This window comes from Limnospira indica PCC 8005 (assembly GCF_000973065.1).
GTDB lineage: Bacteria > Cyanobacteriota > Cyanobacteriia > Cyanobacteriales > Microcoleaceae > Limnospira > Limnospira fusiformis.
In genome coordinates, this window is sequence record NZ_FO818640.1 from 4,048,217 (window position 1) to 4,072,253 (window position 24,037).

Sequence of the window (24,037 nt, forward strand, 5' to 3'; positions counted from 1 at the left end):
AAATTCGCTTACCTACTATTGCTATCTTTTCATTGATATGCCATAATAGCATAACCTTGTTAAGTTGGGCAATAATTGTATACAAGTTCAAAATAAAAGCCAAACCATCTCAGTACCAAGCTATAGATGAGGCTATTCGCACATCTCAGTTCATCCAAAACAAATGTTTGCGCTATTGGATGGACAATAAGAGGGTGGGAAAATATGACCTTAATAAATATTGTGCTGTCTTAGCGGCTGAGTTTCCTTGGGCTAATGAATTGAACTCGATGGCTACACAATCAGCGGCTGAACGCGCTTGGTTGGCTATTTCTCGCTTCTACGATAACTGTCAGAAAAAAGTTAAGGGGAAAAAGGGATTTCCTAAGTTCAAGAAAAATGCTCGCTCAGTTGAATATAAAACTAGCGGATGGAAACTTTCGGAAACCAGAAAAGCTATTACCTTTTCTGACAAAAAAGGTATCGGAACTCTGAAATTCAAGGGAACCTGGGACCTCAACTACTACGATATCAAGCAAATTAAACGAGTCCGATTAGTCCGCCGGGCTGACGGATACTATGCTCAATTTGCGATCGCTGTCAATGTCAGGATAGAGACTGAACCCACTCATAAAATAGTAAGTTTAGACTTAGGAATTAGATAATTTATTGCTGACAATAAAGGCAATGTTGAACCATCTCCCAAGTTCTACCGCCAAGCTGAAAAGCAGTTAAAGAGAGCCAATCGAAAGAAGTCTAAAAAGTACAGTCCAGCTAAAAAAACAGCCCAAAAAAAGCAATCAAACAACTATCACCAAGCTAGAAATAGATATGCTCGTAAGCATTTAAGAGTAAGTAGGCAGCGAAAAGAATATTGCAAGAGATTGGCGTATTCCGTTATCCAATCTAACGATTTGGTCGCCTATGAAGATTTGAACAAAAATAGCGACGCATTCCCCCACCTCGCCGAACGGCAGGTGGGGGTCAAGGAGCTGCCGATCTGACAAGCCTTGGGGTAACAAGCGCGTTATGGCAACCAACAAATCCACATCAATCGTCCGTACAGACCGATGGAATCTTAACCCGACAGCAGCAGCGCGAGTGCTGTTGAGCCAAACGGTTGAGGTCTCCCGTCGTGTCTGTCGGCATTTGATAGGAATTATCTTAACTCATTGGCCGTCTCTCGGAGGGTTATCGAGTCAAAAACGGGTTCTAGTCGTTGAGAAACTGATTCACCAAACCGCCAAGAACCCCAACCCCAAATACCGGCAATTTGACCAGACCTTTTACAAGTTCCCCAGCTATTACCGGAGGGCAGCGATTGTCTTGGCCGCCGGCCAAGTCAGTAGCTAAATTGACGGATTAAGCATCATTTAGGGAAGCGATCGCCTCTATAGCAGCCTCCAAAGCGATCGCCAGATGAGTCCAATGAGTCCCCCCCTGACAGAAAACAATATAGGGTTCTCGCAAAGGACCATCAGCGGAAAACTCAGAGGTACTACCATCAATAAAAGTCCCCCCCGCCATAACCAACTCACTCTCATATCCAGGCATTTCCCCAGGAACCGGGTCAAGATAGGACCCAATAGGGGAAAACTTCTGCCAAATGCGACAAAAAGCCACCAACTTATCGGGTGAACCCAACTCGATCGCCTGAATAATATCGCGCCGAGGTATCAGAGGCGCAGGATTAACCCGATAACCAAACTGGTCAAACACATAAGCAATCAAATGTCCTCCCTTAACCGCTTCCGCCACCATCTGAGGCGCAAGAAATAGCCCCTGAAACAGCAATCGGTATTGTTCAAAGGTTGCCCCCCCACTGCTACCAATACCGGGCGCGGTGAGGCGACAGGCGGCCGCTTCTACCAATTCTGAACGCCCAGCCACATAACCCCCCGCCGCGGCAATAGTACCCCCCGGATTTTTAATCAGGGAACCTGCCATCAAATCAGCCCCCACCGCCGTCGGTTCCAGGTCTTCCACAAACTCGCCATAGCAGTTGTCCACAAAACAGATGGTATCAGGATTTTGTGCCTTCACCATCTGCACAACCCTCTCAATATCAGCAATGGAAAGGGAATTGCGCCAGGAATAGCCACAGGACCGCTGAATCAAAACCAAACGAGTATGGGGTGCGATCGCTGTTGATAAAGCCGACCAATCCAAACTTCCATCAGCACAAAGATCTAATTGTCGGTAAAGTATGCCAAACTCTATTAAGGAACCTTGACCTTTTCCGCGTAAACCGATAACCTCTTCGAGGGTATCGTAGGGAGAACCAACTACGGCCAGCATCTCATCCCCTGGACGCAGACACCCAAAAAGGGCACAGGCGATCGCATGAGTTCCAGAAACAAACTGGACTCTTACCGCCGCCGCCTCTGCGCCCATAACATCCGCAAACACGCGATCGAAAGTTTGACGACCGAGATCATCGTGTCCGTAGCCGGAAACTCCGGCAAAATGATGGGTTCCTACCCGGTGAGTACGGAAAGCATCTAACACTCGTCGGAGGTGATGCTTGACCTTAGCGTCAATTCCCGAAAAAATTGGGGATAATGCCTGTGGCGCTTCATGTAGCGACTCTATGCTGTGTCTCATTACCTGACTAAAGCTGAATTAGGGGTGCTGCATATTATGCCGCCAACAGGTCCGGTCTGTTCAAAAATTTGATATTCATGACGATTGCAACTGAAACCAAACTCAAACTCGACTGGATGACCATAGTATTTATGGCATTCCTCCACATTGGCGCACTTTTTGTGCTAGTCCCAAGTAATTTTAGCTGGGCTGCAGTTGGTCTGGCTTTATTTTTGCACTGGGTAACTGGTGGCTTAGGAATTACCCTAGGGTTTCACCGCTTAATCACCCACCGCAGTTTTGAAACTCCCAAATGGCTAGAATATTTCTTGGCTTTTTGCGGCACTTTAGCCTGTCAAGGAGGACCTATCCAGTGGGTCGGTTTACACCGTATGCACCATCTGTACTCTGATCAAACCCTTGACCCCCACGACTCTAACAAGGGTTTTTGGTGGAGTCACATGGGTTGGATGTTGCGGGAAATTCCTGCTGATGCTGATGTTCCCCGCTTTACCAAAGATATCAACGAAGACCCAGTTTATCTGTTCCTGCAAAATTATTTCATTCCCATCCAAGTCGCCTTGGGTGTGGTTTTATATCTTCTCGGAGGATGGCCGTTGGTCGTCTGGGGCATCTTTTTCCGCATCGTTGTGGTTTTTCATTGTACCTGGTTTGTCAATAGCGCTACTCACAAGTTTGGCTATCAAACATATCAATCTAATGATAACTCGAAAAATTGTTGGTGGGTTGCTCTTGTCACCTATGGGGAAGGCTGGCACAATAATCACCATGCTTTCCAATATTCCGCCCGTCATGGCCTGAAATGGTGGGAAATTGATTTAACCTGGATGACTATTCAACTTCTACAATTTTTGGGTTTGGCTAAAAAAGTTAAATTGGTGGAAAACTAGCCCCGGCGACAAAAGTTGTTCCTGAGTAGGTCAGAAGCTAACTTAGACTCTGACAGCCGGGTTAAGTTCACACTCTGCCATTACCCTGTACAATATGTTTCAGGGTCATTAGGCTTTCTAGGCTAATTAAACCCCGTCGATATCCTTTCTGATTCGACACTCCTAAAAACAACGCATCCCCTCGGTTTTGATGACGTGAAAATTGGGGGGATGTGTTCATGAAGGTGAGCGCACTATTGGAATTTTGGGCAAATATACGACTTTCGCTATAGGATTCGGTCGCTATACAATTGGCGTGGTTGCTGCTACACTGATTCATCATGCCGATCGCATTTTCGAGGTTTTCCACAAATCGGAAGGCTATGGTTTTTGACAAATAGGGATGATACCATTCTGAGGGTTCGGCTTCCGTTAATTCGGGAAAGTTTTGGATGAAATCGCGATCGCCTCGTAATTGGAAACCTTCTTCCTGCAAACTATTTAAGAGTCGCACTAGGGAAGAGTTTTTTTGATGAGGGTCAATTAAGACCTTTTCGATCGCATTTACTGGGTCGGGTTCACTTTTATGGCTATCCGTAATCATCCACCGGACTAAATCCATACTAGCGGTAGCAGACCAGTAAAGATAACAATTCCCCATGGCTGTTTTCAGAATAGGAACTGTGGCTTTATTAATCACTTCTTGGATTAATTGGGGTCGCCCGTATGGTATAATCAGGTTGATATATCTGTCTTCGGTGACTAAATCGGGGATAGGATGATCAGGGTCAGCGGGAACAAATTCTAAACATCCCGGCGGCATTCGCGCATCTTCTAGGGCTGATTGTAGGGTTTCGGCGATAATTTGATTGGAAGAGTTAGCCTCACTACTTCCCTGGAGAATTAAACTATTAGCAGTTTTGAGAGCAAAACCGGCGGCGATCGCCCCTAATTCAGGAAAAGCCTCGTAAATGAGGGCAATGACTCCCAGGGGTATATACTGATAATAGCCCTTATACTGTTTGATTTGGTAAGGAGCGCTAACCACCCGACCGATAGGATCGGAGATGGTGCTTAACCTTTCCAATACCTTAATCGCGTTTTCTAGGCGAACTGGAGTCAGTTTTAACCAATCTCCAATCACTTCGGAAACCCCCATTTCTCTGCTGGCTTCCAAGTCAAGGGTGTTCGCTTCCAGAATGTCATTTTTTCGTTGTTTGAGACCATCAGCCATTCTGTTTATTGCTTGACCCCGATCTTCTCCTGATATCTGTGTCAATTCAAGACTGGCAAAATATGCCCGACGAGAAGGGTTTAATGGATCTGGGGTAGAAGAAAAATCATCAGTGATCATCGAGCTAACGCCTGTAAGCAAGCCAAACCATGATTGCTGGCAACATCGCCAGCATAACAGCAACTATTGCCCAAAGCAAGATGTTGCCCCCGGGAGAGTACATGGCTAGGGGTAGCCAAATCACCAGGGGGACTAGAAGCATCCCCAAAGCTAAGGGTAGATAGTGCGATCGCATTCCTGGGGTGGCGCGATACCATTGTTGTCCAGTCCACCACCAAGCCTGTTTGTAGGGGTAGTGGGTGGCTAGTTGTTCTAGGGAATAACCGCTCTCATCAACTACAAAAATCTGCTGACAGCGATCGCAACCGAAAGCCTCGGTCAAGGTAATCGGAACCAGATTACCCTTTCGACGACAGGGACAGGGATAATCACTATGTAAGTCGATTTTCTCAGGTTTGGGAGATGACACAAGCTCGCGTGGTCTTATTTAATGGAGTTAGAAACAAAAGCAAATAGTAGCTCCCATGATAGTTCAGGAACAAGAGATCTAACAACTGAAATGGAGCTAAGCGGGCTCGAACCTGATACATAGCCTATAACCCCTATTCTACCGTTACTTAGGTGTTACTCAAAACCGTAGTAGGATCCATCAATCTGTAGCCATAAAATAACCCCTAGGGGTTTAATCTAGGGGTATTGGCTTATAGGGTTGTAACGGGTAGATTAATCTATCTGATATAGCATAAGACAGAAAAGTTAGGACGTATAATGGCAAGGATATCTACAGAAGACCCAACATGCCAGCCCCCTACAGTTACGACCTTAGACAAAAAGTTATCAATGCAATTGAACTATACGGTATGTCCAAAACCAAAGCCAGTCAATTTTTCCATCTCAGCCGGAACACTATCAATCTCTGGCTCCAAAGAAAAGAACACACCGGAGACTTCCTCCCTAAACCTAATCGCCCACCTGGTCATAACCACCAAATTACCGACTGGCACAAATTCAAGGCTTTTGCCCAAGAGCATAGCCACCAAACCTCCGCTCAAATGGCTCAACTTTGGGATGACGACATCTCTCCTCGCACCATATCCAGAACCTTGAAGAAAATTGGCTTCACCAGAAAAAAACTTACGGCTACCAAGAACGTGATCAGCAACAGCGAGAGGCGTTTATTGCTCAGATTCAACATATGGAGCCGGAAGGGTTGGTTTACCTCGATGAAGCTGGCATCAATAGTCAAGACTCGGATTATCCTTATGGTTACTGCCAGGAAGGACAACGCTTCCATGCCCTCAAATCCGGGAAGAGGCCGGGCAGGGTGAGCTATATGGCGGCATGGTGTCATCAACAACTCTTAGCCCCCTTTACCTTTGAGGGTTGTTGTAATCGGACAGTGTTTGAGTTGTGGTTGGAGTTCATCTTAATTCCAACATTGGTGTTGCATACAGCCTTTATCTCAATCATTAAGCACAGTAACAACACTTGGTAAACCAGTTATTCAAACACTGTAAATCCACAAGGCTTACCGCCACTTCTACCAATCTCACTAATAATTCCATGGTCTCCGTCCTGAACTTGCACACTCAACTTTTGAGCTGTGACCACATCATCTCTATCGGGTTAAACTCAGGGGAATACACCGGCAGATATTCTACCCTGGCTCCTACTGACTCTATCATTTCTTTGACTTCTTCTCGATGATGAGAATTTCAGTTATCCATTACCACTACATCTCCTTTTTTTAATTTTGGCAATAAATCTAACTTGATGAATTGGAGAAAATCCTCTTTTTTCATTGACCCTTATAATGTTTGAGTCGCCACCACTCCGGAGAGCTTAATTGCACCAATTATTGTCATTTTTTGACCTCGATAGGATTTCCGCAGTTCATAGACTTTTTTCCCTTTCGTCGCTCTGGCTAACGGTCTGCTCATCCCTACCCATAACCCACTTTCATCAATAAACACAAGCTTTTCAGGAGCCACATCTCTAATTCTTTACCAATAATCTACTCGCGCTTTCTGTACTTCTTCTGTTACTACTTTTTCGCTCCTGTATGTTTTTTTTGAGACTTATATCGTGCTGCTTTAAAAATCTATCTATCATGGTCGTACTGACATTTATGCCCAGCTTGTCTCTGAGCTTATCACTATATTGCCATAAGGTCAGGTCGGGGTGGGCTTCTACAATATCTATCACGGCTTCCTCATGCTTAGATCAAATGCTTTTCTTTTTAGTGCCACACTTACGAGGAGATAAGTCTCCCGTTAATCGATACTGTTTGACCAGTCGCCTTACCGTGTCTGGACTCACCAAAAAGCGTTTCGCTACTTTTCGGATAGAAGTGTCTCCTTTTTCATAGGCTTCTACTATCTTTTTCCGAAAATCTAAAGAGTAACGGCTCATGGTAGTTGGTTGTGATAACTTATACAATAGCCATACATTATACTGTACTTTGTGTTTTGTGTAAAGGCTGTATCCAAACTGAGGCGGTTGGTTTGGCTCCCGAGGAAGTAGAGGCTCAGATTACGGTTCCTATTGAAAGTGCGGTTAATGGCTTACCCAGTGTTACCCTGGTGCGTTCTTCCTCCAAGGTGGGACTCTCTATGGTTCATGTTGTCTTTGACCAGGAGGCTGATATTTACCAAGCGCGGCAGGCTGTAACGGAACGACTGCAACAGGTGATGAGTCAACTTCCCCAAGGGATTCATCCGCCGGAAATTTCCCCCTTAGTCTCTCCTTTGGGAACGATTCTGCAATATGCCTTTACGGTGAATGGTCAGGGAGAAACGTCTCTGATGGATTTACGCCGTTTGGTGGATGTTACCCTCAGAAATCAGATTCTCTCGGTTCCTGGTGTGTCTCAGGTGACTATTTATGGGGGGGATGAACGGGAAGAACAGATTTTGGTCGATCCGCAACTGTTGCGATCGCGCCAAGTCTCCCTCAATGAAGTCGCGGCAGCAGCCAGGGGAGCCAATTCCAACGCTCCCGGAGGTTTTCTCGTAGGTGGAGGTCAAGAGTTACTCATCCGAGGCATCGGACAGGTTAACACCCTAGAAGACTTGCAGCAGTCGGTGGTGAAAGTTCAATACGGTGAACCGATTTTGCTGCAAGATGTGGCTGAAGTCAAAACGGGAGCGGCACTTAAACGGGGAGATGCCAGCTTTAACGGACAGGCGGCGGTGGTGTTGATGATTAACAAACAACCCGATATAGACACCCCCACCGTCACCCAAGCCGTGGAAGCGGTGATGAACTCCCTACAGTCTACCTTTCCCCCTGATGTGGAAGTTCAACGCACTTTCCGCCAATCAAACTTTATTGATTCTGCCATTCGCAACGTTAGCGGCTCCCTCATTCAAGGGATCATCATCGTTTCGGTGATTATGTTGCTCTTTTTAATGAACTGGCGCACGGCTATCATTACCTTGAGTGCCATTCCCCTCTCGTTGCTGATTGGCTTAATGTTCTTGAAAGCCGTGGGGTTAGGCATCAATACTATGACCCTGGGGGGTTTAGTGGTGGCGATCGGCTCCGTGGTCGATGATGCCATTGTGGATATGGAAAACTGCTATCGTGGTTTACGGCGGAATCCAACCCAAGAAAACCCAAAACCCCCCTTTCAAGTGGTTTATGACACTTCGGTTCAGGTCCGTTTAGCCGTCATTTTTTCCACGGTTATTATCATAGTCGTCTTTGCCCCCATTTTTAGTTTAACGGGGGTAGAAGGGCGAATTTTCGCCCCCATGGGTTGGGCTTATTTGCTCTCCATTGCGGCCTCTACTTTGGTCGCCATGACCCTTTCTCCCGCCCTCTGTGCCATTTTATTGGCTCATCATAGACTCCCCCAGGAAGGCACTTTTATTTCACGCTTGGCCGAAAGTTGGTATCGCCCTCTGCTCAATTTGTCTCTGAGGACTCCCCAACTGATTTTAGGATTAGCCTTAGCCTCCTTAGTGGCTACTCTAGCCGTTGTGCCTTCCTTGGGACGGGTTTTCCTCCCGGAATTTCAGGACAAATCTATGGTGAACTCTATGGTTTTATTTCCGGGTGTCTCTTTGGAGATGACCAATCGGGCGGGAATGGCTCTGGCTCAATCCCTACAAGATAATCCCCTTTATGAATGGGTACAAGTCCGCGCTGGACGCGCTCCGGGGGATGCTGATGGGGCGGGGGTGAACATGGCTCATGTGGATGTAGAGTTGAGTGATGTTGCCCTGGAAGACCGAGAGGCTGCTGTTCAGCAACTGCGGGAGAAGTTTCTGCAATTGCCGGGGGTTGCTCCCAATATTGGCGGTTTTATTTCTCACCGCATGGATGAAGTTTTATCGGGGGTCAGAAGTGCGATCGCTGTCAAAATTTTTGGCCCCGATTTAGTCCAGTTGCGTCAAGTCGGGGAACAAGTCCGCGATGCCATCAAACCCATTGCGGGAGTCGTAGACTTACAATTAGAACCTCAATTACCTATCCGCCAAGTTCAAATCCATTATGACCGGGAGGCGGCGGCGGATTATGGTTTAACCATGGCGGCGATTTCTGAGGTGGTGGAAACGGCGCTTAATGGTCAAGTGGTGTCCCAAGTCCCGGAAAATCAACAACTGATTAATATTATCGTCGGTTTGCCGATCGCCTCACGCAATAATTTAGATGCCATTGGGGCGATTCCCCTCTCTACCCCCACCGGACAAATTATTCCCCTCAGTGCTGTGGCTAGGGTGGAGTATGGTATGGGCGCTAATGTGGTCAATCGGGAAAATGTATCTCGTTTAATTGTGGTGTCTGCCAATGTTTCCCAACGAGACTTAGGCAGCGTTGTGGGGGATATTCAAGCCGCCATTGACCAAAATGTTCAAGTACCCGGTGGCTACTTTATCCAATATGGTGGACAGTTTGAAGCGGAGCAAAAGGCCACTAATAATCTGGTCTGGTATAGCATCCTGGCCGCGATTATGATTGCCATTTTGATGTTCTTCTCGGTTAAGTCTCTCCCGGCGACTGTGGCGATTATGCTCAATCTTCCCCTGGCCTTGGTGGGTGGTATTGTCTCGATTCTCTTAACGGGGGGTAATCTCCATTGCTTCTCTGATCGGGTTTATTACCCTGTTTGAGGTGGCTGTCCGCAATGGTTTGCTGTTGGTGGATAACTATAGCATTAGTCAAGGTGGTTAGGACGTAGATTGGAGAACGGAATCCATGGCATCATGGAGAGAATCAAACTGCTCAATACCGTGGCGAATACGGGCTTTCAGCCACGACCAACATTTCTCTATCTTGTTGAGGTCTGGCGAATAAGGCGGAAGATAGAGTAAACGGCATTGAGCTGCCTCCACCAGTTCAGCAATCCGCCCCCCTTTATGAAACGTTGCATTGTCTAGCACTAGAGTCTGACCTGGCTTCAGTGTTGGAATTAAGATGAACTCCAACCACAACTCAAACACTGTCCGATTACAACAACCCTCAAAGCTAAAGGGGGCTAAGAGTTGTTGATCACACCATGGGGCAATATAGCTCACCCTGCCCTGCCTCTTCCCTGATTTGAGGGCATGGAAGCGTTTTCCTTCCTCGCAGTAACCATAAGGATAATCCGAGTCTTGACTATTCATGCCAGCTTCATCGAGGTAGACCACTTCTTCCGGCTCCATCTGTTCAATCTGAGCCATAAACTCCTCTCGCTGTTGCTTCCAACGTTCTTGGTAGCCGTAAGTTTTTTTTTCTGGTGAAGCCAATTTTCTTCAAGGCTCTGGATATGGTGCGAGGAGAGATGTCGTCATCCCAAAGTTCAGCCATTGGAGCGGAGGTTTGATCGCCATGCTCTTGGGCAAAAGCCTGGAATTTCTGCCAGTCGGTAATTTTGTGGTTATTGCCAGGTGGGTGATTAGGTTTAGGGAGGAAGTCTCCGGTCTGTGCTTTTCTTTGCAGCCAGAGATTAATGGTGTTCCGGCTGACATGGAAAACTTGACTGGCTTCTGTTTTGGGCATACCGTCTAGTTCAATTGTATCAATAACTTTTTGTCTGAGGTCGTAACTATAGGGGGCTGGCATTTTTGGTCTTCTTAGTCATCTCGTCCTCTCCATTATACGTCCTAACTTTCCTGTCTGGTGCTATACAACCATAAGTTTGCTCAAGGGATGCTGTTAAAAGAGGTTATTACTCAAGGGTCCCTAGAGCGGTTACAGCCTTTATCTCAATCATTAAGCACAGTAACAACACTTGGTAAACCAGTTATTCAAACACTGTAAATCCACAAGGCTTACCGCCACTTCTACCAATCTCACTAATAATTCCATGGTCTCCGTCCTGAACTTGCACACTCAACTTTTGAGCTGTGACCACATCATCTCTATCGGGTTAAACTCAGGGGAATACACCGGCAGATATTCTACCCTGGCTCCTACTGACTCTATCATTTCTTTGACTTCTTCTCGATGATGAGAATTTCAGTTATCCATTACCACTACATCTCCTTTTTTTAATTTTGGCAATAAATCTAACTTGATGAATTGGAGAAAATCCTCTTTTTTCATTGACCCTTATAATGTTTGAGTCGCCACCACTCCGGAGAGCTTAATTGCACCAATTATTGTCATTTTTTGACCTCGATAGGATTTCCGCAGTTCATAGACTTTTTTCCCTTTCGTCGCTCTGGCTAACGGTCTGCTCATCCCTACCCATAACCCACTTTCATCAATAAACACAAGCTTTTCAGGAGCCACATCTCTAATTCTTTACCAATAATCTACTCGCGCTTTCTGTACTTCTTCTGTTACTACTTTTTCGCTCCTGTATGTTTTTTTTGAGACTTATATCGTGCTGCTTTAAAAATCTATCTATCATGGTCGTACTGACATTTATGCCCAGCTTGTCTCTGAGCTTATCACTATATTGCCATAAGGTCAGGTCGGGGTGGGCTTCTACAATATCTATCACGGCTTCCTCATGCTTAGATCAAATGCTTTTCTTTTTAGTGCCACACTTACGAGGAGATAAGTCTCCCGTTAATCGATACTGTTTGACCAGTCGCCTTACCGTGTCTGGACTCACCAAAAAGCGTTTCGCTACTTTTCGGATAGAAGTGTCTCCTTTTTCATAGGCTTCTACTATCTTTTTCCGAAAATCTAAAGAGTAACGGCTCATGGTATGGTAGTTGGTTGTGATAACTTATACAATAGCCATACATTATACTGTACTTTGTGTTTTGTGTAAAGGCTGTAAATCCTATCCTGATGACAGCTTTAACTTCTGCTCTGGGAATGCTACCCTTGGCGATCGCACAGGGGGCCGGAAATGAAGTTCTACAACCCCTCGCCATCGTGGTATTAGGAGGATTATTCACCTCTACGGCTTTAAAGAGTGTTAGTCATTCCAGCCTTATATAGCACAAGACAGAAAACTTAGGACGTATAATGGAGAGGACGAGATGACTAAGAAGACCAAAAATGCCAGCCCCCTATAGTTACGACCTCAGACAAAAAGTTATTGATGCCATTGAACTAGACGGTATGCCCAAAACAGAAGCCAGTCAAGTTTTCCATGTCAGCAGGAACACCATTAATCTCTGGCTGCAAAGAAAAGCACAGACCGGAGACTTCCTCCCTAAACCTCATCACCGACCTGGCAATAACCACAAAATTACCGACTGGCAGAAATTCAAGGCTTTTGCCCAAGAGCATGGCCACAAAACCTCCGCTCAAATGGCTGAACTTTGGGATGACGACATCTCTCCTCGCACCATATCCAGAGCCTTGAAGAAAATTGGCTTCACCAGAAAAAAAACTTACGGCTACCAAGAACGTTGGAAGCAACAGCGAGAGGAGTTTATGGCTCAGATTGAACAGATGGAGCCGGAAGAAGTGGTCTACCTCGATGAAGCCGGCATGAATAGTCAGGACTCGGATTACCCTTATGGTTACTGCGAGGAAGGAAAACGCTTCCATGCACTCAAATCAGGGAAGAGGCAGGGCAGGGTAAGTATGATAGCCGCATGGTGTCATCAACAACTCTTAGCTCCCTTTAGCTTTGAGGGTTGTTGTAATCGGACAGTGTTTGAGTTGTGGTTGGAGTTCATCTTAATTCCAACATTGAAGCCAGGTCAGACTCTAGTATTGGACAATGCAACGTTTCATAAAGGGGGGCGGATTGCTGAACTGGTGGAGGCAGCTCAATGCCGTTTACTCTATCTACCACCTTATTCGCCAGACCTCAACAAGATAGAGAAATGTTGGTCGTGGCTGAAAGCCCGTATTCGCCACTGCATTGAGCAGTTTGATTCTCTCCATGATGCCATGGATTCCGTTCTCAAAGCTGCGTCCTAACCACCTTGACTAATGCTATAGCTCCGAAAGTTGAGGTCATAAAGCAGGGGGTTGTAGCCCTGTTCCTACTGACAATAGGGTATCTACATTAGGAGCCGTGTGATGTGAAAGTATCAAGCACGGTTTGGAATTGGAGTTGGGGAAGGCGACTTCCCTTTCGACCATAACTACTTCTACGTTTAACAGCAGCAGTCCGTATATTGACCTTGAGATTCCCTTCCTTGCCTGGAGGTGAGTCCAAGCGTCGGGACATACAAACAGTTATGGGGTGTTCATGTCACCTTCATTTATCCAGACTCGGGGCTGGAACCCCACCAGGAGTTGATTTCAGGCATTGCAGCCTTATTTCTTCTCCTGAACGTTTCGCTCATATAAGAATATTTTACCATGCCCGACGACACTCCTGTTGCTATTGTCGATACTAATGAGGTTTATTGCCAATTTTATAATTTGGGACTAATTTCTTATCAACAGGCTTGGAGATGGCAGCAAGACTTAGTGGCCGATCGCATTAATTGTCCAAATTTAGAGGATATTTTGATTTTATTAGAACACCCGCCCGTTTATACCCTGGGACAGGGGGCTAGTTCTGAATTTCTCAAGTTTGACCCCCATGAGTCTGAATATGAACTGTACAGAGTAGAACGGGGTGGGGAAGTGACCTATCACTGTCCCGGTCAGTTGGTGGGATATCCGATTTTGAACCTGCGACGATATCAAATGGACTTACATTGGTATTTGCGGCAACTAGAAGAAGTATTGATTCGGACAATTAGGGTTTGGGGAATTGAGGCCCAGCGCGTTGAGGGTTTGACAGGGGTTTGGGTGGGGGAAACTAAAGTAGCAGCCATTGGCATTAAGGTGAGTCGCTGGATTACTATGCACGGGTTCGCCTTGAATGTTTGTCCTGACTTATAGCACAAGACAGAACACTTAGGACGTATAATGGAGAGGACGAGATGACTAAGAAGACCAAAAATGCCAGCCCCCTATAGTTACGACCTCAGACAAAAAGTTATTGATGCCATTGAACTAGACGGTATGCCCAAAACAGAAGCCAGTCAAGTTTTCCATGTCAGCCGGAACACCATTAATCTCTGGCTGCAAAGAAAAGCACAGACCGGAGACTTCCTCCCTAAACCTCATCACCGACCTGGCAATAACCACAAAATTACCGACTGGCAGAAATTCAAGGCTTTTGCCCAAGAGCATGGCCACAAAACCTCCGCTCAAATGGCTGAACTTTGGGATGACGACATCTCTCCTCGCACCATATCCAGAGCCTTGAAGAAAATTGGCTTCACCAGAAAAAAAACTTACGGCTACCAAGAACGTTGGAAGCAACAGCGAGAGGAGTTTATGGCTCAGATTGAACAGATGGAGCCGGAAGAAGTGGTCTACCTCGATGAAGCTGGCATGAATAGTCAAGACTCGGATTATCCTTATGGTTACTGCGAGGAAGGAAAACGCTTCCATGCCCTCAAATCAGGGAAGAGGCAGGGCAGGGTGAGCTATATTGCCCCATGGTGTGATCAACAACTCTTAGCCCCCTTTAGCTTTGAGGGTTGTTGTAATCGGACAGTGTTTGAGTTGTGGTTGGAGTTCATCTTAATTCCAACACTGAAGCCAGGTCAGACTCTAGTGCTAGACAATGCAACGTTTCATAAAGGGGGGCGGATTGCTGAACTGGTGGAGGCAGCTCAATGCCGTTTACTCTATCTTCCGCCTTATTCGCCAGACCTCAACAAGATAGAGAAATGTTGGTCGTGGCTGAAAGCCCGTATTCGCCACGGTATTGAGCAGTTTGATTCTCTCCATGATGCCATGGATTCCGTTCTCGAATTTGCATCCTAACTACCTTGACTAATGCTATATATAGCTCCCAAAGTTGAAGTCACAAAGCAGGGGTTGTAGCCTGTTCCTATTGACAATAGGGTGTTCACATCAGGAGCCGTGTGCTGGGAAACTCGCATGCACGGTTTTGAATTGGAGTTGGGGAAGGTGACTTCCCTTTCGACCATAACTGTACCCCGGTGGATAGGACAAGTCTAAAGATGGAATGCCCGTATAAACGGAACGTTTAAACCCCTTTTAGGCTCTCAAGTGGCAGGATGTACCTGCGGAGTAGTGAAAAGTGTAAGCGTATAGTGCGAGACGTTCGGGTATGAAATAGGGCTGAAATGCCCGAAATAACTACCCGGTGAGGATTCCAGCTCCGAATCTGGATATAAGGAGACCTCTCCTGACCATCCTCATAACTGGTTATATGTCCCGACGCTTAGGGAACTAAGCAAGGCAGGGAACTCAAGGTCATAAACGAACTGAGAAATCAGGGAGTAGAGAGTAACGGCGATAGCCACCCCCAGTTTTGGAAATCATAACTCCAGGATTGAAGCGGGGAACGGAAGGCGTGAGGTAGAACAGAACCTACTACCAAGACGCGACCACTGCCAACCATCTATGATTAGCAAGACCGAATGTCCGACTTGAACCATCGTAATACACTAGCAGCGAAATAGGTTGACACGCTGCGCTCAAAAGGGCAAGGGGAAAAGTAGGGGGTTCGTGCGACTACCTACACAGACCTTTAAAAGTACCCCGGCGGAGAGGACAAATCTAACGATGGAATGCCCATATAATCGGAACGTTGTAACCCCTCTAATGCTCTGCCTATAACCTACATTCCGCAGGTTGACAGGGAATAAAAGATATGGTGCTAGTCTAGGCTAGAAAGGGTTCCTTCGAGCGGTAGGCTCTGGCGATGCAGATTAAAAATTTAGACCATCTGGGTTTAGTGGCTGGAGTGATTGACGAACTTGGCCTGGTCGAGTTGACGGATAAGCGGATTGAACCTCATAGCTTGGAGCATGTGAGTGCCGGACAAGTGGTTAAAGCCATGATTTTGAACGCCCTAGGCTTTCTCAGTGCACCGTTGTATTTATTCAGCGAGTTTTTTGAGAGTAAAGCGGTGTCTCATCTGCTCGGGGAAGGGGTAGAGGCTCGTCACTTGAATGACGACCGCTTAGGTCGAGTGTTGGATGAACTCTACGCAGAAGGGACGACATCATTTTTTCTCCAGGTGGCGCTCCAGGCTGTGGAACGATTTGGAATTGATATTCAACAGCGTCATCTCGATGCCACCTCGATCTCAGTAGAAGGGAAGTATCAGCGGTGCTCGAAGGGGAAATCCGAGGTAGGACTTGAGTCAGCTCCCCCCGGTGAGACATCAGCAGAACCCAGCCCAATTCGGCTGTGTCGAGGCTATTCCCGAGACCATCGTCCAGATTTGAAACAGTTTTTGATGACTCTAGTCTGTGCCGCCGACGGTGGCGTGCCGCTATGGTTGCAGTTGGCCAGTGGCAATGAACAGGACACTCAGCAGTTTGCAGAGGTGCTCAAGGCGTTTGGTGACCAATGGACTAGCGACGGTATCGTTGTGATGGATGCCGCCTTTTACACAGCAGCCAATCTGCAGCAGATGGAGACCACGGGGTGGCTATCACGGGTGCCGCTGACCCTAAAAGCGGCTCAAGAGCTGGTGCACAGCGATGTCACCCGACTGACTGAAGTCCCCTGCAACTCCAAGGATTACCGGATGTGGGAGATTGAGCAGACCTATGCCGGAGTGCGCCAGCGCTGGCGCCTCGTCGAAAGCCAAACCCGCAAAGCCAATGCCGACCTCTGGCAACCCGAATTAGAGAAGCTCGAACACCGCCTCAACCGCCAATTGAAAAAGCTGACCCAGCGGGTCTTTGCTTGCAAACCCGATGCCCTCGAGGCCTTGATGCAGTTTCAAGATGGACTCGAGGTGCATCAGCTCACTCAGGTCTCCCTGGAGACGGTGCGGGCCAAGCGACCCCCCGGTCGTCCCGCCAAATCCGCCGAACCCACCCCAGTTCAGGGCTATCGGCTCCAGGCCACGTTACAGCAGACCGCCACGGCGGAAGACCGCTTTAGCCGTCAGCGTAGTCGCTTTATTCTAGCCACCAATCAACTGGAGCAATCCCTCTGGCCGGCTCAGACCTGCTTGAGCGAATATAAAGGGCAACAGACCGTCGAGAGAGGCTTTCGCTTCCTCCAAGACCCCCTCTTCTTTGCCAGTAGCGTCTTTGTCAAAAAGCCGCAGCGGGTCGAGGCCTTAGCTCTCATCATGGCCCTAACCCTTATGGTGTATACCCTCGCCGAACGCCAACTGCGACAGGCGCTAGATGCTCAGAAGCAAACGGTGCGCGACCAACGCCAACAACCCACCGCTAAACCGACCTTTCGCTGGATTATGCAGAAGTTTCAAGGAATCCACTGGGTTAATCTCGATGGGCAAAGGCAGATTAGCAATCTCAATGATGAACGGCGATTGATTATTCACCTCTTCGGTCCACCCGTTGAGCGCTATTACTACGCATCCGGTTAATTACCTATCAACCTGCGGAATGTAGGCTATAAACAAGTGAGTAATGCTATTCACAAGGCAGTAGTGAAAAATGTAAGCGCATGCTTAGAGGGTGAAGGATGTGACCAGAAGCTAAAGCCCAATTGTCATGGTTGGGATATGCCCACAGGTCACGGTGGGGATATAGATACTGCGGTCAGTAAGAGTATAATGGCGAGGACGAGTTTAAAGACTACGTGGTGCATATAGCTCTGAACATCGAAGTAGAAAGCAGGTCTCTTGATTCTGCTCCTTTGACAAATAGGGTATCCATACCAGGAGCCGTGTGATGGGAAACTATCAAGCACGGTTCTGAATGGGAGAGGGTGAAGGTGACTTCACTCTCGACCCCTAACCCTTTAAGGGGAAAGGATGTGACTGAAAGCCAATGCCTAACTGTAATGGCTAGGATATGCCCACTAGTCACGGTGTGGATATAGAGACCGCGACAAGTAAGAGTTTGATGACGAAAGCGAGTTTAAAGACTACGTGTTGTATTTAGCTCCCAAAGTTGAGGTTACAAAGCGGGGGGTTGTAGCCCTGTTCCTACTGACAATAGGGTATCTACATCAGGAGCCGTGTGCTGGGAAACTCGCAAGCACGGTTTGGAATTGGAGTTGGGGAAGGTGACTTCTCTTTCGACCATAACACAACTCCCCTCTTTTTTTCGCTCAGTCTTGACCTTGAGTCTCTCTGCCTTATCTGGTTGTCGAAGCCAGATGTTGAGACACATAGATAGTTATGGGATGGTCAGGGGTGCGAATCCCTTATATTCCACCAAGGGGTGGAAGTCCCACTAGGAGGTTATTTCAGCCATTGCAGCCCTATTTGACTCCTAAACGTTTCGCACGTTATGTATATTTCTATACCAAACGTCGGGACATATAAACAGTTATAGGGATGGTCAGAAGCGAGCTTCTTGTATTCAGTCAGGGGGCTGAAGTTTTCACCAGGTAGTTATTTCAGGCATCTCAGCCTTATTTCCTACCTGAACGTCTCGCACTAATGGATAAATTATAACAGCCAGGTACTTTGAGAAAAATCTTCATTGTTCATCGGTTGACTGAGGGAATGTTCGGGACGAGGCACTAAATGAGGTGGGGATCGCTTCGTGGGTTTCTGTGCTAGTTTAGACGTAGATGATTCTAGTTTTAACTGTTCGATATGTTGTAAAAGTTTAGTATTCGTTTCCGACAGATGTAGTGCTATTAATTCTGCCTGTTCTAGCTTTTCCTTTAAGGCCGCCGCCGCTTCAGTCTCCTGTTTAAGTTGGGCTATTAATTTATTTTTTTCCTCTAATTCTTGTTGTAGTTTATTGATTGTAGTGGCTAATTGCCTATGGCTGGCTTGAGCGTTTTTAACAGTTAATTGAAGGGCAGAAATCTCTTTTTTTAAAGTCTGCTCAGTTTCCTGGGACTGCTGTAAGTGGGATTCAAGCCAGGCTACTTGAGCTTCTAACTCCATCTGCGCCTCTAATTCGGCTTGGGTGGGGGTTGGACGGCTAGAGGAGGTATTGTCCCTTGGGGATGTGCTTGTATTAATTTGATGATCAGTATCAGCAGATTCTGGGGGGGGACTACCCGCCTTTTCTGCTTCCTGTTTGACCATATCGGCTAGACTTTTCTTAACCATCATCTCCTCCCTTGGAACTGTGTGTCCCGTCGCCTGATGGGCGGCTGATACAACTTCATTAAGCATACAGCGATCGCGAGGGGAAAAATAGATCCGTTTGGGGGGTTGCAATTTTCGGGTGAGTTATGTTAATGTAATAAACTGTTCGGACGCATAGCTCAGTTGGTTAGAGTACCACGTTGACATCGTGGGGGTCGCTGGTTCGAGTCCAGTTGTGTCCACTATTAACTTAACTGACCGTTATCATATCATAACTGCAATAACCGTGATTCACTTAACCCGATAGTCCTACCTAATTACTCAGATATTACTCACAATCTAGTCCTAGCACAGGAAAATAATTCTGTCAATAGGATGATTACTCAGTCAACAAGCACCACTTAATCAATCTGTCAAATACCCATATCACCCCCTAAACCCGACAAGTGATAGGGTAGTTCCCTTGTGATACCCGTCAATGGCAAGCCTATCGGTTCGTACCTCACCCTTGACCGCTATCACATCGGTCACTTCCCCAATAGTGCTTATTCCGGTTATGGGGGGAGGGTATGTTTCAAAGCCAACACGATAGCCGTAGGTAGCCGTAGGGCCTACATTCCGCAGGTTGACAGGGAATAAAAGATATGGTGCTAGTCTAGGCTAGAAAGGGTTCCTTCGAGCGGTAGGCTCTGGCGATGCAGATTAAAAATTTAGACCATCTGGGTTTAGTGGCTGGAGTGATTGACGAACTTGGCCTGGTCGAGTTGACGGATAAGCGGATTGAACCTCATAGCTTGGAGCATGTGAGTGCCGGACAAGTGGTTAAAGCCATGATTTTGAACGCCCTAGGCTTTCTCAGTGCACCGTTGTATTTATTCAGCGAGTTTTTTGAGAGTAAAGCGGTGTCTCATCTGCTCGGGGAAGGGGTAGAGGCTCGTCACTTGAATGACGACCGCTTAGGTCGAGTGTTGGATGAACTCTACGCAGAAGGGACGACATCATTTTTTCTCCAGGTGGCGCTCCAGGCTGTGGAACGATTTGGAATTGATATTCAACAGCGTCATCTCGATGCCACCTCGATCTCAGTAGAAGGGAAGTATCAGCGGTGCTCGAAGGGGAAATCCGAGGTAGGACTTGAGTCAGCTCCCCCCGGTGAGACATCAGCAGAACCCAGCCCAATTCGGCTGTGTCGAGGCTATTCCCGAGACCATCGTCCAGATTTGAAACAGTTTTTGATGACTCTAGTCTGTGCCGCCGACGGTGGCGTGCCGCTATGGTTGCAGTTGGCCAGTGGCAATGAACAGGACACTCAGCAGTTTGCAGAGGTGCTCAAGGCGTTTGGTGACCAATGGACTAGCGACGGTATCGTTGTGATGGATGCCGCCTTTTACACAGCAGCCAATCTGCAGCAGATGGAGACCACGGGGTGGCTATCACGGGTGCCGCTGACCCTAAAAGCGGCTCAAGAGCTGGTGCACAGCGATGTCACCCGACTGACTGACTGAAGTCCCCTGCAACTCCAAGGATTACCGGATGTGGGAGATTGAGCAGACCTATGCCGGAGTGCGCCAGCGCTGGCGCCTCGTCGAAAGCCAAACCCGCAAAGCCAATGCCGACCTCTGGCAACCCGAATTAGAGAAGCTCGAACACCGCCTCAACCGCCAATTGAAAAAGCTGACCCAGCGGGTCTTTGCTTGCAAACCCGATGCCCTCGAGGCCTTGATGCAGTTTCAAGATGGACTCGAGGTGCATCAGCTCACTCAGGTCTCCCTGGAGACGGTGCGGGCCAAGCGACCCCCCGGTCGTCCCGCCAAATCCGCCGAACCCACCCCAGTTCAGGGCTATCGGCTCCAGGCCACGTTACAGCAGACCGCCACGGCGGAAGACCGCTTTAGCCGTCAGCGTAGTCGCTTTATTCTAGCCACCAATCAACTGGAGCAATCCCTCTGGCCGGCTCAGACCTGCTTGAGCGAATATAAAGGGCAACAGACCGTCGAGAGAGGCTTTCGCTTCCTCAAAGACCCCCTCTTCTTGGCCAGTAGCGTCTTTGTCAAAAAGCCGCAGCGGGTCGAGGCCTTAGCTCTCATCATGGCCCTAACCCTTATGGTGTATACCCTCGCCGAACGCCAACTGCGACAGGCGCTAGATGCTCAGAAGCAAACGGTGCGCGACCAACGCCAACAACCCACCGCTAAACCGACCTTTCGCTGGATTATGCAGAAGTTTCAAGGAATCCACTGGGTTAATCTCGATGGGCAAAGGCAGATTAGCAATCTCAATGATGAACGGCGATTGATTATTCACCTCTTCGGTCCACCCGTTGAGCGCTATTACTACGCATCCGGTTAATTACCTATCAACCTGCGGAATGTAGGGTAGGGGGGAACCCGCTAAGTAATCAATGTATAGCACCAGACAGGAAAGTTAGGACGTATAATGGAGAGGACGAGATGACTAAGAAGACCAAAAATGCCAGCCCCCTACAGTTACGACCTTAGACAAAAAGTTATCAATGCAATTGAACTAGACGGTATGTCCAAAACCAAAGCCAGTCAAGTTTTCCATGTCAGCCGGAACACCATCAATCTCTGGCTGCAAAGAAAAGAACACACCGGCGACTTCCTCCCTAAACCTAATCGCCCACCTGGTCATAGCCACCAAATTACCGACTGGCACAAATTCAAGGCTTTTGCCCAAGAGCATGGCCACAAAACCTCCGCTCAAATGGCTGAACTTTGGGATGACGACATCTCTCCTCGCACCATATCCAGAGCCTTGAAGAAAATTGGCTTCACCAGAAAAAAAACTTACGGCTACCAAGAACGTTGGAAGCAACAGCGAGAGGAGTTTATGGCTCAGATTGAACAGATGGAGCCACAAGAAGTGGTCTACCTCGATGAAGCCGGCATGAATAGTCAGGACTCGGATTACCCTTATGGTTACTGCGAGGAAGGAAAACGCTTCCATGCCCTCAAATCAGGGAAGAGGCAGGGCAGGGTGAGCTATATAGCCGCATGGTGTTATCAACAACTCTTAGCTCCCTTTACCTTTGAGGGTTGTTGTAATCGGACAGTGTTTGAGTTGTGGTTGGAGTTGATCTTAATTCCAACATTGAAGCCAGGTCAGACTCTAGTATTGGACAATGCAACGTTTCATAAAGGGGGGCGGATTGCTGAACTGGTGGAGGCAGCTCCATGCCGTTTACTCTATCTTCCGCCTTATTCGCCAGACCTCAACAAGATAGAGAAATGTTGTTCGTGGTTGAAAGCCCGCATTCGCCATTGTATTGAGCAGTTTGATTCTCTCCATGATGCCATGGATTCTGTTCTCAAGGCTGCGTCCTAACCTTATTGACTAGTGCTATAACACCATGCCGCAATCATGCTCACCCTGCCCTGCCTCTTCCCGGATTTGAGGGCATGGAAGCGTTGTCCTTCCTGGCAGTAACCATAAGGATAATCCGAGTCTTGACTATTCATGCCAGCTTCATCGAGGTAAACCAACTCTTCCGGCTCCATCTTTTCAATATGAGCAATAAACTCCTCTCGCTGTTGCTCATCACGTTCTTGGTAGCCGTAAGTTTTTTTTCTGGTGAAGCCAATTTTCTTCAAGGCTCTGGATATGGTGCGAGGAGAGATGTCGTCATCCCAAAGTTGAGCCATTTGAACGGAGGTTTTGTCGCCATGCTCTTGGGCAAAAGCCTTGAATTTGTGCCAGTCGGTAATTTGGTGGCTATGACCAGGTGGGCGATTAGGTTTAGGGAGGAAGTCGCCGGTGTGTTCTTTTCTTTGCAGCCAGAGATTGATAGTGTTCCTGCTGACATGGAAAACTTGACTGGCTTCGGTTTTGGGTATACCGTCTAGTTCAATGGCATTAATAACTTTTTGTCTAAGGTCGTAACTGTAGGGGGCTGGCATTTTTGGTCTTCTGTAGATATCCTGGCCATTATACGTCCTAACTTTTCTGTCTTGTGCTATACAATTCCAAGACAACGGTAAACGCTTCGTGTTAATATGCAACTCGGTTAGATTCGTAAGCAGTTAGATTCAGAGATGTACATGATGTCCAATGGCAAGTCTCTCTTCTACTGATCACCCTAGATAGGCCATTAGGCTGTTGAAAAGGATTTAACCTGGAATTCTCTTATAGCTGCCTAAGTGTGAAATCCAAACGCATGAGTCCGACTACGGGGTTTTTATGGGGATGTGTGTTTACCTTAATGGTAGCCATGCTACTCCTATTCGCATGGTTATTTTTTAGTAACCAATCGTCTTTAGGAAAGGATGAACCATCACCCCCAAGTTTCCCATCTGGAATTCTCCCGCCACCGCCTAATGTGTCGGAGTCAACATTAGGGACGTTTCCCAATGGGCAGATTCCGATCCCCACCTTTCCTTTACCTCCCCCACCTAGTTCCTCTGATTCCTCAAGTTCTGGGTCTCATGTACTTCGAGAATGGGAAAGACAACAAACGACTAATCAACAAATCACTACTCAACTGGAACGACATCGGGTTCAGATTGACCAACTAACGAGTCAACTGGAGCGACATCGGGTTCAAATTGAAACTCTTACAACTCAGCTTGAACAGCAGCGAATGCAAAATGAACGCCTGACTATGCAACTGCAAGAACAGGAGCGTCGGGTTAGTAATTTGACTCTGGATCAAAACCGTTTATCTCAAGGCAATTCTGGCGGACATGGCTTGCAAACTGCTATGCTATGGTTTCTGGTGGGGGTGATTCTGGCTGTGGTCTTGGGTGGTAGTATTTTTGCGATCGCTTTAGTGGTGATGGCGGGTCAATCTAATCGTCGGTCTGAGTTGAAACGTTATTCAATTCAACCTATTGATATCTGGCCTTATCGGATTGAGGAAGAACCTGCTGACTTTTTGCCCCCGAATATGCGATCGCGTCGTTCCCGTTAAAT

15 protein-coding genes, 1 tRNA gene and 8 pseudogenes are annotated in these 24,037 nt (G+C 47.4%); 15 read left to right on the forward strand and 9 right to left on the reverse strand.

Going from position 1 to position 24,037, the window contains the following annotated elements; all coding sequences use genetic code 11:
* Window positions 1–269 precede the first annotated feature (269 nt).
* Genes XZ46_RS38390 through XZ46_RS30055 form a run of 3 tightly spaced genes read left to right on the forward strand, consistent with a single transcriptional unit; the run spans window position 270 to window position 1,332 of the window.
* On the forward strand, window positions 270–644 hold the full coding sequence (locus XZ46_RS38390) for a hypothetical protein (RefSeq protein WP_228116370.1): 375 nt from the start codon (window positions 270–272) through the stop codon (window positions 642–644).
* A gap of 3 nt (window positions 645–647) precedes the next feature.
* Window positions 648–983: a transposase gene (locus tag XZ46_RS38090; RefSeq protein WP_338085930.1), complete on the forward strand. Its 336-nt coding sequence runs from the start codon at window positions 648–650 to the stop codon at window positions 981–983.
* A gap of 25 nt (window positions 984–1,008) precedes the next feature.
* Window positions 1,009–1,332: a hypothetical protein gene (locus tag XZ46_RS30055; RefSeq protein WP_006670349.1), complete on the forward strand. Its 324-nt coding sequence runs from the start codon at window positions 1,009–1,011 to the stop codon at window positions 1,330–1,332.
* A gap of 9 nt (window positions 1,333–1,341) precedes the next feature.
* Here XZ46_RS30055 and XZ46_RS17725 read toward each other — a convergent pair whose 3' ends face one another.
* The gene (locus XZ46_RS17725) at window positions 1,342–2,583 is read right to left on the reverse strand and encodes a methionine gamma-lyase family protein (protein WP_006624510.1); all 1,242 of its coding nucleotides are present in this window, start codon (window positions 2,581–2,583) and stop codon (window positions 1,342–1,344) included.
* Window positions 2,584–2,660: 77 nt separating this feature from the next.
* Here XZ46_RS17725 and XZ46_RS17730 point away from each other — a divergent pair, with 77 nt between their 5' ends.
* Window positions 2,661–3,473 (forward strand): acyl-CoA desaturase, encoded by an 813-nt coding sequence (locus tag XZ46_RS17730; RefSeq protein WP_006624509.1) that lies wholly within the window; start codon window positions 2,661–2,663, stop codon window positions 3,471–3,473.
* A 67-nt stretch (window positions 3,474–3,540) separates the two neighbouring features.
* Here XZ46_RS17730 and XZ46_RS17735 read toward each other — a convergent pair whose 3' ends face one another.
* Together XZ46_RS17735 and XZ46_RS17740 are read right to left on the reverse strand one after the other, a co-directional pair.
* A complete protein-coding gene (locus XZ46_RS17735) occupies window positions 3,541–4,806 on the reverse strand; it encodes a glutamate-5-semialdehyde dehydrogenase (RefSeq protein WP_006624508.1) in 1,266 nt (421 codons plus the stop codon).
* 4 nt (window positions 4,807–4,810) lie between these two features.
* Window positions 4,811–5,215 (reverse strand): hypothetical protein, encoded by a 405-nt coding sequence (locus XZ46_RS17740; RefSeq protein WP_006624507.1) that lies wholly within the window; start codon window positions 5,213–5,215, stop codon window positions 4,811–4,813.
* A gap of 328 nt (window positions 5,216–5,543) precedes the next feature.
* Between XZ46_RS17740 and XZ46_RS30060 the strand changes: the two are divergent.
* Window positions 5,544–6,187 (forward strand): annotated as a pseudogene (locus XZ46_RS30060) (IS630 family transposase); the annotation flags it as partial.
* Between the two features lie 28 nt (window positions 6,188–6,215).
* On the opposite strand, the pseudogene XZ46_RS32870 reads toward XZ46_RS30060, so the two are convergent.
* Window positions 6,216–7,158 (reverse strand): annotated as a pseudogene (locus XZ46_RS32870) (IS630-like element ISAtsp7 family transposase).
* A gap of 71 nt (window positions 7,159–7,229) precedes the next feature.
* On the opposite strand from XZ46_RS32870, the pseudogene XZ46_RS17765 reads away from it, so the two are divergent.
* A pseudogene (locus XZ46_RS17765) lies at window positions 7,230–9,906 on the forward strand (efflux RND transporter permease subunit); the annotation flags it as partial.
* A gap of 14 nt (window positions 9,907–9,920) precedes the next feature.
* On the opposite strand, the gene XZ46_RS32875 reads toward XZ46_RS17765, so the two are convergent.
* Together XZ46_RS32875 and XZ46_RS32880 are read right to left on the reverse strand one after the other, a co-directional pair.
* A protein-coding gene (locus tag XZ46_RS32875; protein ID WP_157883449.1) for an IS630 family transposase occupies window positions 9,921–10,797 on the reverse strand; the annotation gives its coding sequence in 2 pieces (ribosomal slippage) (window positions 9,921–10,466 and window positions 10,468–10,797; 876 coding nt in all).
* 150 nt (window positions 10,798–10,947) lie between these two features.
* Window positions 10,948–11,890, reverse strand: a pseudogene (locus tag XZ46_RS32880) (IS630-like element ISAtsp7 family transposase).
* 77 nt (window positions 11,891–11,967) lie between these two features.
* On the opposite strand from XZ46_RS32880, the pseudogene XZ46_RS17790 reads away from it, so the two are divergent.
* The 5 genes and pseudogenes from XZ46_RS17790 to XZ46_RS17810 all read left to right on the forward strand — a co-directional run.
* Window positions 11,968–12,151: pseudogene (locus tag XZ46_RS17790) on the forward strand (efflux RND transporter permease subunit); the annotation flags it as partial.
* A 41-nt stretch (window positions 12,152–12,192) separates the two neighbouring features.
* Entirely contained in the window at window positions 12,193–13,068 is an 876-nt protein-coding gene (locus XZ46_RS17795) for an IS630-like element ISAtsp1 family transposase (protein ID WP_006670343.1), read from the forward strand.
* 387 nt (window positions 13,069–13,455) lie between these two features.
* Window positions 13,456–13,983: pseudogene (gene lipB, locus XZ46_RS17800) on the forward strand (lipoyl(octanoyl) transferase LipB); the annotation flags it as partial.
* Between the two features lie 63 nt (window positions 13,984–14,046).
* Window positions 14,047–14,922, forward strand: a complete 876-nt coding sequence (locus tag XZ46_RS17805) for an IS630 family transposase (RefSeq protein WP_048895159.1) — start codon at window positions 14,047–14,049, stop codon at window positions 14,920–14,922.
* Window positions 14,923–15,829: 907 nt separating this feature from the next.
* Window positions 15,830–17,479 carry an IS1634-like element ISAtsp2 family transposase gene (locus tag XZ46_RS17810; protein WP_006668372.1) on the forward strand — a complete coding sequence of 550 codons (1,650 nt, stop codon included), beginning with the start codon at window positions 15,830–15,832 and terminating at the stop codon, window positions 17,477–17,479.
* Window positions 17,480–18,014: 535 nt separating this feature from the next.
* On the opposite strand, the gene XZ46_RS37615 is transcribed toward XZ46_RS17810, so the two are convergent.
* Entirely contained in the window at window positions 18,015–18,143 is a 129-nt protein-coding gene (locus XZ46_RS37615; protein ID WP_162097047.1) for a lysine N(6)-hydroxylase/L-ornithine N(5)-oxygenase family protein, read from the reverse strand.
* A 368-nt stretch (window positions 18,144–18,511) separates the two neighbouring features.
* Entirely contained in the window at window positions 18,512–19,240 is a 729-nt protein-coding gene (locus XZ46_RS17815) for a hypothetical protein (protein ID WP_006624503.1), read from the reverse strand.
* A gap of 36 nt (window positions 19,241–19,276) precedes the next feature.
* Between XZ46_RS17815 and XZ46_RS17820 the strand changes: the two genes are divergently transcribed.
* The 3 genes and pseudogenes from XZ46_RS17820 (at window position 19,277) to XZ46_RS17830 (ending at window position 22,453) form a co-directional block, all read left to right on the forward strand.
* A tRNA-Val gene (locus XZ46_RS17820) sits at window positions 19,277–19,350 on the forward strand.
* Window positions 19,351–19,803: 453 nt separating this feature from the next.
* Window positions 19,804–21,457, forward strand: a pseudogene (locus XZ46_RS17825) (IS1634-like element ISAtsp2 family transposase).
* 120 nt (window positions 21,458–21,577) lie between these two features.
* Window positions 21,578–22,453 (forward strand): IS630 family transposase, encoded by an 876-nt coding sequence (locus tag XZ46_RS17830; RefSeq protein ID WP_006669732.1) that lies wholly within the window; start codon window positions 21,578–21,580, stop codon window positions 22,451–22,453.
* A gap of 17 nt (window positions 22,454–22,470) precedes the next feature.
* Here XZ46_RS17830 and XZ46_RS17835 read toward each other — a convergent pair.
* Window positions 22,471–23,025: pseudogene (locus tag XZ46_RS17835) on the reverse strand (IS630 transposase-related protein); the annotation flags it as partial.
* Between the two features lie 257 nt (window positions 23,026–23,282).
* Between XZ46_RS17835 and XZ46_RS17840 the strand changes: the two are divergent.
* Window positions 23,283–24,035: a DUF3450 domain-containing protein gene (locus XZ46_RS17840; protein ID WP_223064838.1), complete on the forward strand. Its 753-nt coding sequence runs from the start codon at window positions 23,283–23,285 to the stop codon at window positions 24,033–24,035.
* Window positions 24,036–24,037 lie beyond the last annotated feature (2 nt).